The following is a 16,498-nucleotide window of genomic DNA, read 5'->3' as shown; positions in this document are numbered from 1 at the left end:
GTCCTATTCCGCGCGATCGCTGAAGGCGAGTTTGACGACGTGGTCGCGGATATCGTCGGGCCAGCCGGCGACCAGACCGACGAATCGCCGCCGGTCACCGGCGAACAACGCCCGCGACGCTTCCTCGAAGCCGGCGAGATTGCCGGCCATCACGGACATGAAGCGATAGGCAGCGTCCCTTGCCGCGCGGGCGCGATCCGCATCGCCATTGGCGTGGCGCGCTTCTTCCACCAGCTTGCGGAGCGCCACCGATGCGCCGCCGGGCTGCGCCCCCAGCCACTCCCAATGGCGCGGCAACAGCGTCACCTCGCGCGCGACGACGCCGAGCTTGGGTCGTCCGCGCCCACGCGGCTCCGCTGCCGCCGTCTCATCGGTTTCGACATCCGGGGGCGAAGCGGGTTGCGGCAGGCGGGCAATGATTTCGCGTTCGGTGCCGCGAAGATCGAGATCCATCGGTTGGCCGGTCGCGTCGCTGAAGATGATGATCGGCGGCACGGCGGGCCGGCGGGAAGCCTGCATGACCGCGATTGCGACCTCCGCGAGCGGGCCCGCCGCCAGGCGTTGCGGGCCGATAAAGGCCGTGAAATGAGCGCGAGTCTTGCCAGCCATTGGAGAAACTCTGGATTTTCAGTGGCTTATATTTACCCGGATAAATTGGATTGTCAATATCATCCGGGTAAATATATTTCTACCCTTTAGGCCGTCTCGACTTTCCTTCGCCCCGCTGGCACCAACGGCGCGCCAATTGGAAGGGGACGGCCATGCTGACGGTGCATCATCTCAACAATTCCCGCTCGCAGCGCGTGCTGTGGCTGCTCGAAGAGCTCGGTGTGCCCTACGAGATCGTCCGCTATCAGCGCCAGCCGGACATGCGGGCGCCCAAGGAACTGCGCGCCATTCACCCGCTCGGCAAATCGCCTGTCATTACCGACAACGGCAACACCATCGCCGAGTCCGGCGCGATCTGCGAATACCTCATCGGCACCTATGGCAATGGCCGCCTGATCCCGCCGCCAAACACGCCGGAGCGTCTGCGCTACACCTATTGGCTGCACTATGCCGAGGGCTCGGCGATGTCGCCGCTGCTGCTGAAGCTGCTGTTCACGCTGATGCCGAAACGCGCGCCGGCCTTGCTGCGGCCGCTGGTGCGCAAGGTGTCCAACACGGCGCTGACCACGCTGGTCAATCCGCAGCTCAAGCAGCATATGGATTACTGGGAGGGCGAACTGGCAAAAAGCGAATGGTTCGCAGGCAGCGAGTTCACCGGCGCCGACATCCAGATGAGCTTTCCGCTGGAAGCCGCCGCGGCACGTGGCGGGCTGGAGATGGGTCATCCCAAAGCGATGGCGTTTCTCGAACGCATTCACGCCCGGCCGGCCTATGCGCGCGCGCTGGAAAAGGGCGGGCCATATGCTGTTGGAAGGTGAGGACATGGTCATTCCGGGGCGCGAAGCGAACCCGGAATCTCGAGATTCCGGGTCTGGTCCTTCGGACCATCCCGGAATGACGTCCCTTGGGTAGCCGCGATCACCTCTTTCACCAGCCGGGCAAGCCCTCTTATGTCGCCCGTTGGATCCACGCTGTCACCGAGCCGCACCACGACGAGGCGCTGTGACGGCATGATCACGATACGCTGGCCGAGGTCGCCCGAAGCAAAGAACGCGTCGCGGGGCATGCCGAGCCGCGACGCGGCCCCTGGCGTTGGGGTGCTCACTGCGATTGGTCCAGAATCCGGCGGCGTAATCGGTGTCGAGCGTCGCGGCGGCGCAGAAATCGACCCAGTCCTCATGCAGGATGCGCTTTCCTCCGACCGCGCCGTCATTGAGGTAGAGCAGGCCGAACTTCGCCCAGTCGCGCGCGCTTGCGAGCATGTAGGTCGAGCCCTGCAGCGTGCCTGAGGCGTCGAACTCCAGTGTGACGTTGCGCATGCCGAGCGGGTTGAACAACTCGCGCCACGCAAATGCCAATGTCTGCTCCGGGCCGCCGACGGCATCGCGGACGATGCGCGCGAGGATCTGCGTGGTCGCGCTCGAATAATGCCATCGCGTACCCAGCGGCGCGATCATCTTCGCATTCACGGCATAGGCAGCCGTATCGCCCTCGAGGAACATCCGGCTGGATGCATCGAAGCCGGAATTGGTTTCGTCCAGATCGAGGCCGCTGGTCATGCGCATGAGATGCTCGACCTCGATCTCGCGCCGCGGATCGGCGGCGCCGCGCCATTCCGGAATCGGCGCGGGCATCGAGGGCGTGACAAGGCCCTGCTGGGTGAGGATGCCGATCAGCGCGTTGACCACCGACTTGGTCATGGAGAAGCCGAGCAGCGGGGTGTCGATGCCGATGCTGGGTGCGTAGCGTTCGGCAATCACCTTGCCGTCGTGCACCACGACCACCGCCTTGGTCCGCCGGAACGGCGGCGTTGGCGGCTCCTCGAAGGCATGATCGAGCGCTGCCTTCAGCGCCGGATCGGATGGTTCGACCACGGCCGGGCCGGCAATCTCGGGGAGCAACGGCGGCGTCTTCGCCTTCAGCGCTTCGACGTCGCTCTTCAGGATATAAGGTTCTTTCCGTCCCTGCTGCTCGACGCAGCCGAGCCCGTCGTGAAAGGCCGCCCGGCTGCGAAATAGTCCGAGTGTCGAGACATCGACGGTGCGAGCCGTGCGGTCGAGGCTGAATCGGAGCATATGGCGCAGCCGTCGAATCCCGGCACGGTCGGAAACCTCCGCGAACACGGCCTGCGGATCTAATCCCGAGACGAAGGTCTTCGAGCAGATGTTATGGGCAGCGTAACCGGTAGCGATCCGGATAGCGCGATCGGGACGGAACAGGACGCTCGCTCCCGCCAGTACGGCGATGCAGGTCGCGATGGCGATGACGGCCCATTTTCGCAAGTTCACATGCTCCGTGACGGACCGAACACCGCTAAGTCTCTAGCGCGAAGCCTGCGCGGCGCCCACAGAGGGCAGCGCCCGCACGATGACGCCCGGTGGCGGCACGTCGTCCTCGGGGACGAAGAAGTCCGACATCAACGGCACGGTGCGATCGACACGGTAGTGCTCAAAGTCCCTGACGCCGGAGGCGTACAGCACCTTGTCGTCGATGCAGAACTGCCCGGTGAACTCGCGTGACGGTCGTGTCAAAATGGCGTGTGCGGCATCGCCCATGATCTCGGGCGTGCGGCTGGCGCGCATCATGGCCTCGCCGCCGAGCAGGTTGCCGACCGCGGCGGTCGCGATGGTGGTGCGCGGCCACAGCGCGTTGACCGCGACGCCCGCGGATTTCAATTCGCCTGACAGCCCTAGGACGCACATGCTCATGCCGAACTTCGCCATCGTGTAGGCGGTGGAATGCTCGAACCATTTTTGTTTCATGTCGAGCGGCGGCGACAGCATCAATATATGCGGGTTGGCTGCCTTCTTCAGATGCGGGATGCAATATTTCGACACCATGAAGGTGCCACGGGTGTTGATGCCCATCATCAGGTCGAACCGTTTCATGTCGGTCGCTTGCGAATTCGTCAGGCTGATGGCGCTGGCGTTGTTGATGCAGATGTCGATGCCGCCGAATTCGGCGACGGTCTGCTCGATCGCCGCGATCACCTGCGCCTCGTCGCGGATGTCGCACAGCACCGGCAGCGCCTTGCCGCCGGCGGCTCGGATATCATCGGCGGCGGTATAAATGGTGCCCTTCAGTTTCGGATGCGGCTCCGCGGTCTTGGCCGCAATCGCGACATTGGCGCCGTCACGCGCGGCCCGCAGTGCGATGGCCAGACCGATACCGCGGCTGGCGCCCGAGATGAACAGCGTTTTGCCTTTGAGGGATGTCATCTGAAACTCTCCTGTGAGAGGGACCGCATACTACGGTGCATCCCTCACGCGTGCACGTCCTTTACTCTCCCACCGCCGCCGCACCCCTTGTGCGTGGATCGGGTGCGCCGAGCAGGCCGTCCGGTATGATGGCGATCGAATTCGCCGAGGTCTGGCCGAGCGGCTCGATCACCTTGTGGCCTTTCGCCCTCAGCTCGGCCAACACCTCGTCGGAAAAGCCGCGTTCCACGCGCACTTCATCGGGCATCCATTGATGATGGACCCGCGGGGCCGCCACGGCGGCGGCGACATCCATCTTATAGTCGATCACGTCGACCACGACCTGCAGCACCGCCGAAATGATCCGGCTGCCGCCGGGTGTGCCCGTCACCAGCACGGGCTTGCCGTCCTTCAGCACGATGGTCGGCGACATCGACGATAATGGCCGCTTTCCCGGGCCGGGCAGGTTGGCTTCGAAACCGACCAGGCCAAAGGCGTTCGATGCGCCGGGTGCCGCGGTGAAATCGTCGAGCTCATTGTTGAGCAGCACGCCGGTACCTTCGGCGACCAGGCCGACGCCATACGGAAAATTCAGCGTGTAGGTGTTGCTGACCGCGTTGCCGCTGGAATCGACGACCGAATAATGCGTGGTGTTGCTGCCCTCGCGCGGGCTCACTGACAGCGCATCGGCCGCCGGCGTTGCGCGCGCAAGGTCGATGCTGGCGCGCTGCCTGGCCGCGTAATTCTTGGTGGTCAGGATATCCGTCGGTGCGTTGACGAAGGCGGGATCGCCGAGATAGCGCGCGCGATCGGCGTAGGCGCGCTTCATGGCTTCGATCATGACATGCAGCGAGGGCGCGGAGCCCTGCTTCATGTCCGGCATCGGAAACCCTTCGAGAATGTTCAGCGTCTCCAGCAACACCGTGCCGCCGGAGGAGGGCAGCGGCATCGACACGATGTCGTAGCCGCGGTAATTGCCGCGCACCGGGCTGCGGATGACAGCCTGATAGGAATTCAGATCGTCCGCCGTCATGATCCCGCCGGCGTTGCCGACGGCTTTTGCCAGCTTTTCGGCGACCGGGCCTCGATAGAATCCAACAGGTCCCTGTTCGGCAATCGCCGACAGTGTTGCCGCGAGCTCGGCCTGCACCAACCGGTCGCCCTCTTTCAGAGGCGTGCCGTCGTCGCGGGAGAACGCCTTCGCCGAATTCGGCCAGCGCGCCATCCGCCGATACATATCCGGCAGCGTGTCGGCCATGTCGTCGGCGACCACAAAACCGTCACGCGCCAGTTCGATGGAGGGTTTGACGATTTGCGCGAGCGTGAAACGGCCCGAGCCGTATTTCTCCAGCGCCAGCGCCAGCCCGGCGACCGTGCCGGGCACGCCGATGCCGAGTGCGGAATTGCGCGACTTGTCGGTATCGGGTTTGCCGTCCGGCCCCAGAAAAACATCGTGCGTCATCGCAGCCGGTGCGGTCTCGCGATAATCGATCGCGACATCTTCGTTGCGCCCGGCCGAATGGATCACCATGAAGCCGCCGCCGCCGATGTTTCCGGCGCGCGGATAGGTGACAGCAAGTGCAAAGCCGGTGGCGACCGCGGCGTCGACCGCATTGCCGCCCTGCCGGAGGATGTCGGCGCCGACTTGCGCGGCAAGCCTCTCCTGCGCCACCACCATGCCATGCTCGGCGGCAATGGCGCGAACCGTGGAAAGATCGGGGGGCGCGTAAGCGCGGCGTTCCTGCGCAAAGGAAGTCGTTCCGCAGGCAAACGCAAGTAGGAATGTGGCGGCTACCCGGCGCCACCGGATTGAAAAGACTGTCATCGAAAATCCGCCGCAGTTGAAGCCTGTGTGACGCGTGGCACCAGCGCATGCGCCGGTGACGCATGCTATATGGGTTCGGATTCAACGGGCAAAATGCCTCGCGAGACTTTTGAAGGAAATTCGTCACATGACGGTGATCGCTTCCGAGGCAGCCGGCGCCGGGCTATCGCGGGAATATCCGCCTCGCGCCGCCGTCATCAGCTGGATCTTCTTCGATTGGGCCGCGCAGCCTTATTTCACGCTGATCACCACCTTTGTATTCGCGCCTTATTTCGCGGGCTTCGTCGCGCCGGATCCGGCGCAAGGGCAGGCGCTGTGGGGATTTGCCACCGCGGCCGCCGGCCTGATGATCGCGCTGCTGTCGCCGGTGCTGGGCGCGATCGCGGATGCCAGCGGCCGCCGCAAGCCGTGGATCGCCGGCTTCGGCGCGCTGCTGGTGATCGGCGCCTCGCTGATGTGGCTCGGAAAGCCGGGCGATCCCAGCGTCATCCCGTCGTTGCTGCTCGCCTATGCGATCGCGAGCGTCGGCGTCGAATTCGCCACTGTCTTCAACAACGCGATGATGCCGACGCTGGTGCCGCCGGATCGAATCGGGCGGTTGTCCGGCACGGGATGGGCCACCGGCTATATTGGCGGCATCCTCAGCCTCATCCTGGTGCTTGGCTTTCTCGCCGCTAACCCCGACACCGGGCGCACGCTTTTCGGCGTGGCGCCGCTGTTCGGCCTCGACCCGGTCACGCATCAGGGCGACCGCATCACCGGTCCGTTGACCGGCATCTGGTTCATCATCTTCGTGACGCCGATGTTCCTGCTCACGCCGGATTACCCGGCAAAGCGTCCGATCCGCGCGGCCTTGCGCGAAGGATTGAGCGGGCTGAAGCGAACGCTCGCCGAATTGCCGAAGCAGAAATCGCTGGCGACATTCCTGCTCGCCAACATGATCTATACCGACGGGCTGGTGTCGCTGTTTGCCTTTGGCGGCATCTACGCCGCCGGCACCTTCGGCTGGCATACGATCCAGATCGGAAGTTTTGGAATTCTGCTGGCGATCGCCGGCACCTTCGGGGCGTGGCTCGGCGGCAGGCTCGACGACAAATTCGGACCCAAGCGCGTGATTGCGGGCAGCCTCGTGATCCTGCTGTTTGCGTTGGCTGCGATCTTGCTAGTCGACAAGGATTCGATCCTGTTCGTGAAGGTCGCGCCGCCGGTGCCGGGTGGTGCGTTGTTCTCCGGCGCCGCCGAGCGCGCCTATCTCGTGCTGGGTTGCCTGATCGGCGCGGCCGGCGGCCCGCTGCAAGCGGCGTCGCGCACGCTCCTGATACGCCTCGCGCCGAAAGATCGCATCGCGCAGTATTTTGGCCTTTTCGCGCTGACCGGGAAGGTGACGTCGTTCATCGGTCCGCTCTTGATCGGCGCGATTACCGCGGTCACCGCGAGCCAGAAGGCCGGCATGGCGCTGCTCGTGGTGTTTTTCCTTGCAGGCCTGGCGCTGCTGACGCGCGTGAGGGAGAATTCGTAGCCCGGATGGAGCGTAGCGAAATCCGGAAAAATTCTCCGCGGAAACGAAGCCCCCGGATTGCGCTCCGCTCCATCCGGGCTACGAGAGCTGTCTCCAGGACGTCATTGCGAGCGAAGCGAAGCAATCCATAGCGCAGCTTGTGGAGACATGGATTGCTTCGTCGCTTTGCTCCCTTGCGCAAACGCTTCGCGTTTGTCGCAGGCAATGACGTAGCGCCAAATTGTCTCGTCGCTCAATGCCTGAAATGCCGCACGCCCGTGAACACCATGGCGATGCCGTGGTCGTCGGCGGCCTTGATGACTTCTTCGTCGCGGATCGAGCCGCCGGGCTGGATCACGGCGGTGGCGCCGGCTTCGATGCAGACCAGCATGCCATCGGCGAACGGGAAGAACGCGTCGGAAGCGACGACCGAGCCCTTGGTCAGCGGCTCGGCGAGCTTCGCGTCGGCGGCGGCATCCAGCGCCTTGCGGGCGGCGATGCGCGCGGAATCGACCCGGCTCATCTGGCCGGCGCCGATGCCGACGGTGGCGAGATCCTTGGCATAGATGATGGTGTTCGACTTGACGTGCTTGGCGACGCGGAACGCGAATTTGAGGTCCCGCAGTTCGGCGTCGGTCGGCGCACGCTTGGTCACCGTCTTCAGCGTGATGTCATCGACTACCGCGTTGTCACGGCTCTGCACGAGGAGACCGCCCGCGACGGTCTTTGCCGTGAGGCCCGACGCGCGCGGATCGGGCAGGCTGCCGGCAAGGAGAAGCCGCAAGTTCCTCCGTTTCGCGATGATCGCGATGGCCTCTTCCGTCGCGTCGGGCGCGATGATCACCTCGGTCAGGATTTCCGTGATGACGCGGGCGGATTCGGCGTCGAGCGTCCGATTGACGGCGATGATGCCGCCATAGGGCGACTGCGTATCGCAGGCGAACGCCTTGCGATAGGCGCTGACCAGATCGGGACCCTCGGCGACGCCGCAAGGGTTGGCATGCTTGACGATGACGCAAGCCGCGGTGCGCGCCGGATCGAACTCGCCGATGCATTCGTAAGCTGCATCAGTATCGTTGATGTTGTTGTAAGACAGCTCCTTGCCCTGCAACTGCCGCGCGGTGGCGACACCGGGACGCTTGTCGGGCGTGCGATAGAACGCGGCCGTCTGGTGCGGGTTCTCGCCGTAGCGCAGCGACTGGATCAGCCGGCCGCCGAAGGCGCGGAAATCCGGCGCGTCGTTCTTGAGCTGAAGGGCGAACCAGTTCGAGATCGCAGCGTCATAGGCGGCGGTGCGTGCATAGGCTTTTGCGGCGAGGCGGCGGCGCAGCGCCAGCGTCGTGGCGCCCTTGTTGGCGGCAAGCTCGTCGAGCACGGCCTGATAGTCGTGCGCCTCGACGACCACGGCGACATCATCGTGGTTCTTCGCCGCCGCCCGGATCATTGCGGGACCGCCGATGTCGATGTTCTCGATGCAATCCTCGAAACCAGCGCCCTTGTCGACGGTTTCCTCGAACGGATAGAGGTTGACGACGAGCAGGTCGATCGGCGCGATGCCATGCGCGTTCATGGCATCGGCATGTTCCTTGTTGTCGCGGATCGCGAGCAGGCCGCCATGCACCTTGGGGTGCAGCGTCTTGACCCGGCCGTCCATCATTTCGGGAAAGCCCGTCAGCTCCGAGACGTCCTTGACCTGCAGCCCGGCTGCGGCGATCGCCTTCGCGGTGCCGCCGGTCGAGACCAGCTCGACGCCATGTCCTGCGAGCGCCTTGGCAAATTCAATCAGGCCGGTCTTGTCGGAAACGGACAACAGGGCGCGGGTTACACGGCGCGGATGGTCGGTCATGGGAAGGTTCCTAGGCTGGTAAGCCAGCCCGGTAGCACGGTTTTGCCGGTCATGAAACCGGCCAGAAAACCGCTAAATCCACGTGTGGAAATCTCGCGGCCGGCGACCCTACAATGGCAGTTCCGGCTCGCGCCGTGCATTGCGCGTGGCGGTGGTGCCGGCAGCCGTCGTCGCCGAGCGGACAAAACTCCAGCGGACTGAGGAGGCGTGGCGGGAATCCTGGCGGATCACGATCTGGGCGGTGCGGCGCGGGCCGTCATTGCCGGCCAGAAACACGCTGTCCTCGAGATCGACCTTGTCGTCGAGCGTCTCGAAAGTCCAGACGTCGCGGTTGGGCAATACCAGCATGACGCCGCGCGCATCGCTGAGGCGGCTTGCCTTCACTGCGGGATGCAGATGAAACCGCAGGGCAAAATCGGTATCGGCGCCCTTGATGCGCGCGCCCGGCGCCGGCGAGACGGTGTCCTCGCCGTCGAGCCTGCGGCCGTCTTGCGAGATCATCAGCACCCGGCGGTGCACAACGCCGAACCGCGCGAGATAGCCGTCATGCGACGTGGTCAGAAGATCGCCGTCCGCCACCGCCTCGCGGTAGCTTTCCACGTTGGCCGGGCCGTCGACGACGGGCGCGCCCTGCAGCAGGCGCTTCACCGCCGACAGTTCGATGAACCGGCACGAGGAGGTGTCGTGATAGGTCAGGGTCGAATGCGCCGCGGTGCTGCGCGCAAAGGTTCGCCAATTGTCGCGGCCGGTCGAAGGCATGCCGCAATTGATGACGATCCGGCTCGGCCCGGACGACAATTCAAACGAGAGGCAGCCGGCGTGCGCTTCCTGGCTGACATTCGGCGGCGGCGGCGGGCCGGTGTCCATGATGACGGTCGTCGCGCCTGCATCGAGGCGCTGGAAGCCGGTATGCGGCATGTTCGCCATCGGTACGCCGTGCGTGTCGTCATAGGCGAGCAGGGTGGCCACCAGATCCGAGGGCGCATTGCTCATGCCGTTGAACAGCGCAAAGCTGCCGTCGCCGTGACGGAAGAAGCGCAGCATCGGCATCATGCGGTCGATCGCATTCAGAAGTGCCGGCGGCGGCGCGATGTTGCGGGCGGCAAAGGTCTGCCGCAGCGGCAGCAGGTCACTGAGCAGTTCGACCAGCGCGCCGGGATTGCGCGAGATGTGCCCGCCGTCGGGCAGGATCTGCCGCTGCAATTCGTCGGAAAGCCGTCGCGTGGCGGAACGGATGTGACGCGCCTGATTGGCCAGGCACAGCGAGGCGTAGCAAAGCGCGATCAGGACCTGCAGCCGCGGCACGCCGTCGGCGATGTCGAGCATCGCGTAGCGCAAATAGCGAATCTCGCGGGTCAGGCCGCGGAGATATTTGCGGTAGAATTTACCGTCGGTGTCGCCGAGCACCAGCGGCGCCTGCGACAACAGCGAGATCACGCGGCGCGCCAGCACGTCGGGGCGGCGTTCGAGCGGGCGCTTGCGCCCGGGATTCGAGATCCAGTCGTCGACCAGCGAGCGGGCATTGGCGCGGGTCAGCGCGGTGTCGGCGGCGCGCAAATGGCGCAGCCAGCCGAAGCCGAGCAGGGCGACTTCCCAATCTTCCGACGGCGGCTCGAGATCGAAGATCGAGCGGCCATGGCAGGTCACGATCTTGCCGGCGAACACGAAGCGGCCGGCATAGATCTCGGCGGCGCGGGTGGCGTCGGCGGTGCGCAGGTCGTGCGGGGCGATGATCAGCCGGTCGGCGCGGCCGGGCCACAGCCGCGACACCGCCACCGTAGCGCCGGTCGCGCGCGCGATCACGGTCCGCGCCGAGCGGCTCATGATAAGCGTCGAGATGCGTCTGCGTTGAGCGACCGACACGCCGTGCCTTGTTTAGGGAGGGAGGGGTATTCTGGCGAATCCTTTTAATCCGGAAACGCCGCCGTGACACCATCTTGAAACCGGGCGAATCACCCCAGGGTCGGCGAATTCCACTTTAAAATCAGGATTTAACCAGCCGCGCGGCGTAAAATCCATCCAGCCCGCCGAGCCGGGGATCGGTATGGGGCAAATGGCAGGGCAGGGTCCGCAAATCGCCGTTTGCGGTCACGATGTCGATGAGGCCCGCGACCTCGCCCGCCTCGACCGGGGCACGGCGCATGCCGGATTCGGCGGCCAGCAGGGCCGCGATCGCCTGTTCACCTTCTTCCGGCTCCAGCGAACAGGTGCAATAGACCAGCGTTCCGCCCGGCTTGAGCAACGCGATCGCCCGTTGCAGCAATCGCTTCTGCAAAGCCGTCAATGCGGCAATGTCGGCTTCCTGACGCAACCAGGCCACGTCGGGGTGACGGCGGATGGTGCCGGTGGAGGTGCAGGGTGCATCCACCAGCACGCCGTCAAAGCCGCCATTGCCGTGACCGGGCCACTCGGCGGCATCGGTCACCACGTCATCGGCCTGCAGCGAAAGCCGCGCCAGATTGTCGCGCAGCCGCGCCATGCGAGCCGGCGAGCGGTCGACCGCAGTCACGCGCGCGCCGGCTTGCGCCAGCTGCGCGGTCTTGCCGCCGGGCGCGGCGCAGAGGTCGACGATGGTCTTGCCGGCGACGTCGCCGAACAACCGCGCCGGCAGCGCGGCGGCGGCGTCCTGCACCCACCACTGCCCCTCGGTGAAACCGGGCAGCATGGTCACGGAACCCTGCAGCAAGGTGCGCACGGTGCCGGTCGGCAGTGTTTCGCCATGCAGGCGGCTCGCCCATTGCGGCGCGTCTGCCTTCACCGTGATGTCGAGCGACGGCTCGTAGCCGATGGCGAGCGCCATCTGCCGCGCGGTGGTCTCGCCATACGCGCCGATCCAGCGCGCCAGCAGCCACGGCGGAATGTCCAGGTTCTGCGCTTTGACTTCGTCGATCAGCGGTTGCCCCTCGCGGGCGCAACGGCGCAGCACCGCGTTGACGAGTCCGGCATATTTGGCGGCGCGTCGGTCCGATTGCACCAGCCGCACCGAGAGATCGACGGCGGCATGATCGGGCACGTCCATCCAGAGAATCTGTGCAGCACCGATCAGCAGCGCGCTCTGCGCGCGCGGCGCGTCGGTCGGGATGCCGCGATCGAGCAGACGCGACAGCAAATGGCCGAGCGTGCCGAGCCGCCGCAGGATCGTCGCCACCAGCCGCCGCATCAATGCACGATCGCGATCGGCCAGCGTCTTCAGGCCGGGATGCGCGCCGGCGCCGTCGAGCTGGTCGTCGAGGGTGCGGTGCTTGTGTAGCACGCCATCGAGAATGTCAGCCGCGATCCGGCGCGCCGCGAGACCGGGCACTTCGGAAGGTACTGCGAATCTGGAAGGTGGCATGAAGCAGCAATGTCTCGGAAAGCGGAAAGGTTCTGGCTCATGCCATTGGAATCAATGCCTGTTTGGCATGCGAATATGCCAAATGTAAGAATCGCCACAGACAATTTCGCGAATGTGATGTCATCTGTCCGCCATTCCCTGTGCTAAGAGGAGAACTGCGATGACCGACAGTCCCTCATCTCCCGCGCCAACCGCGGAACGCAAGAAGCTGACACCCGCCGCCGAGCGCGCGCTCGCCGAGGCCGAAGCCCGCCGCAAGGCCGCTGAGGCCAGCGCCACGCCGCATCAGAAAGAGTTTCAAGGCCCGAAGGGTCTGGAACCGACCCGATATGGCGATTGGGAGCACAACGGGATCGCGTCGGATTTTTGAGGCTCAAGCGAGCGCATCCAAGGGAGCGCACCCAAGCGATTGCAATGGGCCCTTGCCGGATTCCCCGACTCAGCTCTTAGTCGGGCAAATGTCCCCATACGAGAGAATAAGTGCATATCGGACCCCGCGCCGGGGTTCCTGGCGCCGCTGGTTTTCGGCGGCGTTGCCCTGGGTATTCGTGTTTTGCGTGGCAGCGGCGACGATGCTGCCGGTGCGGGACTGGGTGCGGCGGTCGTTGCCGAGTTCAGCCGACAGCAAGGCGGCGCGCGATGCCGAGATGGTGTGGAAGCGGGCCGGAACTCCGGACACGCGTCACGCCGTCGATGTCATCCGCACGATCGATGGGGACACGTTCGAGGCGCGGGTTCATTTGGAGCCGGGTCTCGATCTCAATACTCGGGTGCGTCTGCGCGGCATCGACGCGCCCGAACTGAAGGCGTCCTGTGCGCAGGAGTTGCAGATGGCGGAGGCTGCGACCGGCGCCTTGCGCGCGCTGCTCGGCGAAGGCGACGTCAGGATCTTCAATATCGGGCCGGACAAATACAGCGGGCGGGTCGTGGCCGACGCCGCAACCCGTCGCACGGCAAATGTTTCGACGGCCATGCTCGCGGCAGGTCATGCGCGCAGCTATGGCGGCGGGCACCGCAACGGTTGGTGCGCGAACGCGAGTCAACCGTTTGCGAAATAAAAAAGCCGCGCGAACCGCGCGGCTCTTTGCATTCAGATCCGTCAATCAGCGCGTGACAGTCACGGTCGTTCCGACCGATACGCGTTGATAGAGATCCGAGATATCGTCGTTGAGCATGCGGATGCAGCCATAAGACACGAAGCCGCCGACCGAGCCCGGCACGTTGGTGCCGTGAATGGCGTATTCGCCGCCGGCCAGCGTCATCGCCGCGACACCCATCGGATTGCGCGGCGAGCCGCCGGGAATGACATCCGGCATGTTTGGCTTGTCGCGCTTGACTTCGCTCGGCGGCGACCACGCCGGGTGGAGGTACTTGCCGTCGATCGTGGTGGTGCCGGCCCACTGCTTGCCGGCCTTGCCGACGCCGACCGGGTAGCGCATGGCGCGGCCGGAATCGAGAATCAGATAAAGCCGCCGCTCATGGGTCTTCACCACGATCGTGCCCGGCGAGTAGTCGCCGCTAATGCCCACCATTTCAGGCCGTGCTTCGGCCTGCGACGACATCATAATTCCCATACCAATGGTGGCGGCCAGCGCCACCGCAATCTTTACCGACATTTTCAGCCCCAATTTGCCTGCCCCTTTCGGGGGCGGATCCGTTGCCCGCTGCCAACGCAGCCTTGCCGTCTCACCCACGCATCTTTAACCGCGCGGATTAACCGGGTGTTTTCCACCTCTGGCCCGACGCTGATTTGACGAGGGGAACAAAGAAAATGTTCAAATCAAAGTAAATGACCTGAAAACAACACACGGCAGCGAAAGGCCCGCCGAAGCGGGCTCACTACTGACAAGTGCGTGAGCGCGGCCGGAATTGCCGCCAAGTTCTGGATTTGAGATCTGGATTTCGAAGCCCCTCACCCCGGCGGTCGGGGCGAGAAGTCTGCTTCGGCGGCGGCCTACGCCGGCGCGCCCTTCTTGTTCTGCCGGTTCTGCACGAGATCGTCGACCACGGCGGGGTCGGCCAGTGTCGAGGTATCGCCGAGACTACTCGGTTCGTCCTCGGCGATCTTGCGCAGGATACGGCGCATGATCTTGCCGGAACGGGTCTTCGGCAGGCCCGGCGCGAACTGGATCTGGTCGGGCGACGCGATCGGACCGATGTCCTTGCGCACCCAGGCCACCAGCTCTTTCCGCAACTCCTCGGTGGGCTCGGTGCCCGCCATCAAGGTGACGTAAGCGTAGATGCCCTGACCCTTGATGTCATGGGGATAGCCGACCACGGCCGCTTCCGACACCGCTTCATGCGCCACCAGCGAGCTCTCGACCTCTGCGGTGCCCATACGATGGCCGGAGACGTTGATGACGTCGTCGACGCGGCCGGTGATCCAGTAATAGCCGTCGGCATCCCTGCGGCAGCCATCACCGGTAAAATACTTGCCCTTGTAGGTCGAGAAATAGGTCTGCTCAAAACGGGCGTGATCGCCATAGACCGTGCGCATCATCCCCGGCCAGGATTTCGCGATGCAGAGATTGCCGGATGTTTCGCCTTCCAGCACCTTGCCGTCGGCGTCGACGATTTCGGGCACCACGCCGAAGAACGGCCGCGTCGCCGAGCCCGGCTTGAGTTTTGTCGCGCCCGGCAGCGGCGTGATCAGAATGCCGCCGGTCTCGGTCTGCCACCACGTGTCGACGATTGGGCAGCGCTCCTCGCCGACCATGCGGTAGTACCATTCCCACGCTTCCGGATTGATGGGTTCGCCGACCGTGCCGAGCAGACGCAGGCTTTTGCGCGAGGTCTTCTGCACCGGGGCGTCGCCCGACTGCATCAGCGCGCGGATCGCGGTCGGCGCAGTGTAGAAGATGTTGACCTTGTGCTTGTCGATGACGTTCCAGAACCTGGAATTGTCAGGGTAGTTCGGCACGCCTTCGAACATCAGCGTGGTCGCGCCATTCGCCAGCGGTCCATAGAGAATGTAGCTGTGGCCGGTGACCCAGCCGACGTCGGCGGTGCACCAGTAGATATCGCCGTCGTGATAATCGAACACGTACTGATGCGTCATCGCCGCGAACACGAGATAGCCGCCCGTGGTGTGCAGCACGCCCTTGGGCTGGCCGGTCGAGCCTGACGTGTAGAGAATGAACAGCGGTTCTTCCGCATGCATATGCTCGCACGGGCATTCCGTGGTCACCATCTTGGCCGCGTCGTGATACCAAAGGTCGCGCGAAGGATTCATGTCGACGGCGCCACCGGTGCGCTTGACGACGACGACCCAGTCGACGCCGCCGGCTTTGGCAATCGCGGCATCGACATTGGCCTTCAGCGGCACCTTCTTGCCGCCGCGCAGTCCCTCGTCGGCGGTGATGATGACCTTGGACTGGCAGTCGGTGATGCGCTGGGCGAGGCTGTCGGGCGAGAAGCCGGCGAACACCACCGAATGAATGGCGCCGATCCGCGCGCAGGCCAGCATCGCATAGGCGGCCTCCGGAATCATCGGCAGATAGATCGTGACGCGGTCGCCCTTTTTGACGTTCCGGGTCCGCAGGATGTTGGCCATCTTGCAGACTTCGTCGTGCAGCTGGCGGTAGGTGATGTGCTTCGATTGCGAGGGGTCGTCGCCTTCCCAGATAATCGCGGTCTGGTCGCCGCGCTTGTCGAGATGGCGGTCGATGCAGTTCCAGGCGGCGTTCAGGACGCCGTCCTCGAACCATTTGATCGAGATGTTGCCGGGCGCGAAGGAGACGTTCTCGACCTTGTGGAAGGGCTTCATCCAGTCGATGCGCTTGGCCTGCTCGGCCCAGAAGCCATTGGGATCATTGACCGAGCGGGCGTACATCTCGCGGTACTTGGCGTCGTCGATAAAGGCGCGCTTGGCCCAATCGGCGGATACGTCGTAGATTTTCTCGGACATTTTTACCCTCCCACTCGTTGCGGCGCCGCACGCGCTGGTGGCCGCAAGCCGTCCTGATTGTTGTAACGATTATGCGTCGCGGGATGATGCCCGGACAAGGCGCAAACGTCTGCGACCTTGGTCGCGCCGCCGGCTCGCGGCCTTGTCGCCGATCAAACCGGCGTCATTTTTCGGATCTTTTTAACGATCCGGCCGAGGCAAAAATCAACGCTATCGCCGAATGGCTCCCATGAAGGGTAATTTATTACCGGCAATGACGGAATCGGGACTCGCAAAGAACAC

General features: G+C 64.5%; 13 protein-coding genes. 4 read left to right on the top strand and 9 right to left on the bottom strand.

Annotation, left to right across the window (positions count from 1 at the left end; translation table 11 throughout):
- Nucleotides 1-3: 3 nt before the first annotated feature.
- Nucleotides 4-609, bottom strand: coding sequence for a DUF2239 family protein (locus tag V1283_RS37470; RefSeq protein ID WP_334391611.1), 606 nt, complete (start codon nucleotides 607-609; stop codon nucleotides 4-6).
- Between the two features lie 152 nt (nucleotides 610-761).
- Here V1283_RS37470 and V1283_RS37465 point away from each other — a divergent pair, with 152 nt between their 5' ends.
- Nucleotides 762-1,427: a glutathione S-transferase family protein gene (locus V1283_RS37465; RefSeq protein ID WP_334391610.1), complete on the top strand. Its 666-nt coding sequence runs from the start codon at nucleotides 762-764 to the stop codon at nucleotides 1,425-1,427.
- Between the two features lie 156 nt (nucleotides 1,428-1,583).
- Here the strand turns inward: V1283_RS37465 and V1283_RS37460 are convergent, their stop codons facing one another.
- The 3 genes from V1283_RS37460 to ggt form a co-directional block, all read right to left on the bottom strand.
- Nucleotides 1,584-2,891: a serine hydrolase domain-containing protein gene (locus V1283_RS37460; protein ID WP_334391609.1), complete on the bottom strand. Its 1,308-nt coding sequence runs from the start codon at nucleotides 2,889-2,891 to the stop codon at nucleotides 1,584-1,586.
- A gap of 39 nt (nucleotides 2,892-2,930) precedes the next feature.
- Nucleotides 2,931-3,827 carry an SDR family oxidoreductase gene (locus V1283_RS37455; RefSeq protein ID WP_334391608.1) on the bottom strand — a complete coding sequence of 299 codons (897 nt, stop codon included), beginning with the start codon at nucleotides 3,825-3,827 and terminating at the stop codon, nucleotides 2,931-2,933.
- A gap of 61 nt (nucleotides 3,828-3,888) precedes the next feature.
- Complete coding sequence (gene ggt / locus V1283_RS37450) at nucleotides 3,889-5,631, bottom strand: gamma-glutamyltransferase (RefSeq protein WP_334391607.1); 1,743 nt, start codon at nucleotides 5,629-5,631, stop codon at nucleotides 3,889-3,891.
- A 127-nt stretch (nucleotides 5,632-5,758) separates the two neighbouring features.
- On the opposite strand from ggt, the gene V1283_RS37445 reads away from it, so the two are divergent.
- Entirely contained in the window at nucleotides 5,759-7,150 is a 1,392-nt protein-coding gene (locus tag V1283_RS37445) for an MFS transporter (RefSeq protein WP_334391606.1), read from the top strand.
- Between the two features lie 232 nt (nucleotides 7,151-7,382).
- Here the strand turns inward: V1283_RS37445 and purH are convergent, their stop codons facing one another.
- From purH to V1283_RS37430, 3 genes are all read right to left on the bottom strand, one after another.
- Complete coding sequence (gene purH / locus V1283_RS37440; RefSeq protein ID WP_334391605.1) at nucleotides 7,383-8,975, bottom strand: bifunctional phosphoribosylaminoimidazolecarboxamide formyltransferase/IMP cyclohydrolase; 1,593 nt, start codon at nucleotides 8,973-8,975, stop codon at nucleotides 7,383-7,385.
- A gap of 108 nt (nucleotides 8,976-9,083) precedes the next feature.
- Nucleotides 9,084-10,799 (bottom strand): heparinase II/III family protein, encoded by a 1,716-nt coding sequence (locus V1283_RS37435; RefSeq protein ID WP_334391604.1) that lies wholly within the window; start codon nucleotides 10,797-10,799, stop codon nucleotides 9,084-9,086.
- Nucleotides 10,800-10,959: 160 nt separating this feature from the next.
- Nucleotides 10,960-12,309, bottom strand: coding sequence for an RsmB/NOP family class I SAM-dependent RNA methyltransferase (locus tag V1283_RS37430; RefSeq protein WP_334391603.1), 1,350 nt, complete (start codon nucleotides 12,307-12,309; stop codon nucleotides 10,960-10,962).
- 160 nt (nucleotides 12,310-12,469) lie between these two features.
- Here V1283_RS37430 and V1283_RS37425 point away from each other — a divergent pair, with 160 nt between their 5' ends.
- Both V1283_RS37425 and V1283_RS37420 read left to right on the top strand, forming a co-directional pair.
- Nucleotides 12,470-12,679 (top strand): DUF1674 domain-containing protein, encoded by a 210-nt coding sequence (locus tag V1283_RS37425; protein ID WP_334391602.1) that lies wholly within the window; start codon nucleotides 12,470-12,472, stop codon nucleotides 12,677-12,679.
- A gap of 88 nt (nucleotides 12,680-12,767) precedes the next feature.
- A complete protein-coding gene (locus V1283_RS37420) occupies nucleotides 12,768-13,367 on the top strand; it encodes a thermonuclease family protein (protein WP_334391601.1) in 600 nt (199 codons plus the stop codon).
- A 45-nt stretch (nucleotides 13,368-13,412) separates the two neighbouring features.
- On the opposite strand, the gene V1283_RS37415 is transcribed toward V1283_RS37420, so the two are convergent.
- Nucleotides 13,413-13,925 (bottom strand): L,D-transpeptidase, encoded by a 513-nt coding sequence (locus tag V1283_RS37415; protein WP_334391600.1) that lies wholly within the window; start codon nucleotides 13,923-13,925, stop codon nucleotides 13,413-13,415.
- Between the two features lie 338 nt (nucleotides 13,926-14,263).
- The gene (gene acs, locus V1283_RS37410; protein ID WP_334391599.1) at nucleotides 14,264-16,216 is read right to left on the bottom strand and encodes an acetate--CoA ligase; all 1,953 of its coding nucleotides are present in this window, start codon (nucleotides 16,214-16,216) and stop codon (nucleotides 14,264-14,266) included.
- Between the last annotated feature and the right edge of the window lie 282 nt (nucleotides 16,217-16,498).

The organism is Bradyrhizobium sp. AZCC 2262 (genome assembly GCF_036924535.1).
Lineage (GTDB): Bacteria > Pseudomonadota > Alphaproteobacteria > Rhizobiales > Xanthobacteraceae > Bradyrhizobium.
This window is presented reverse-complemented; position numbering and strand designations above follow the sequence as displayed.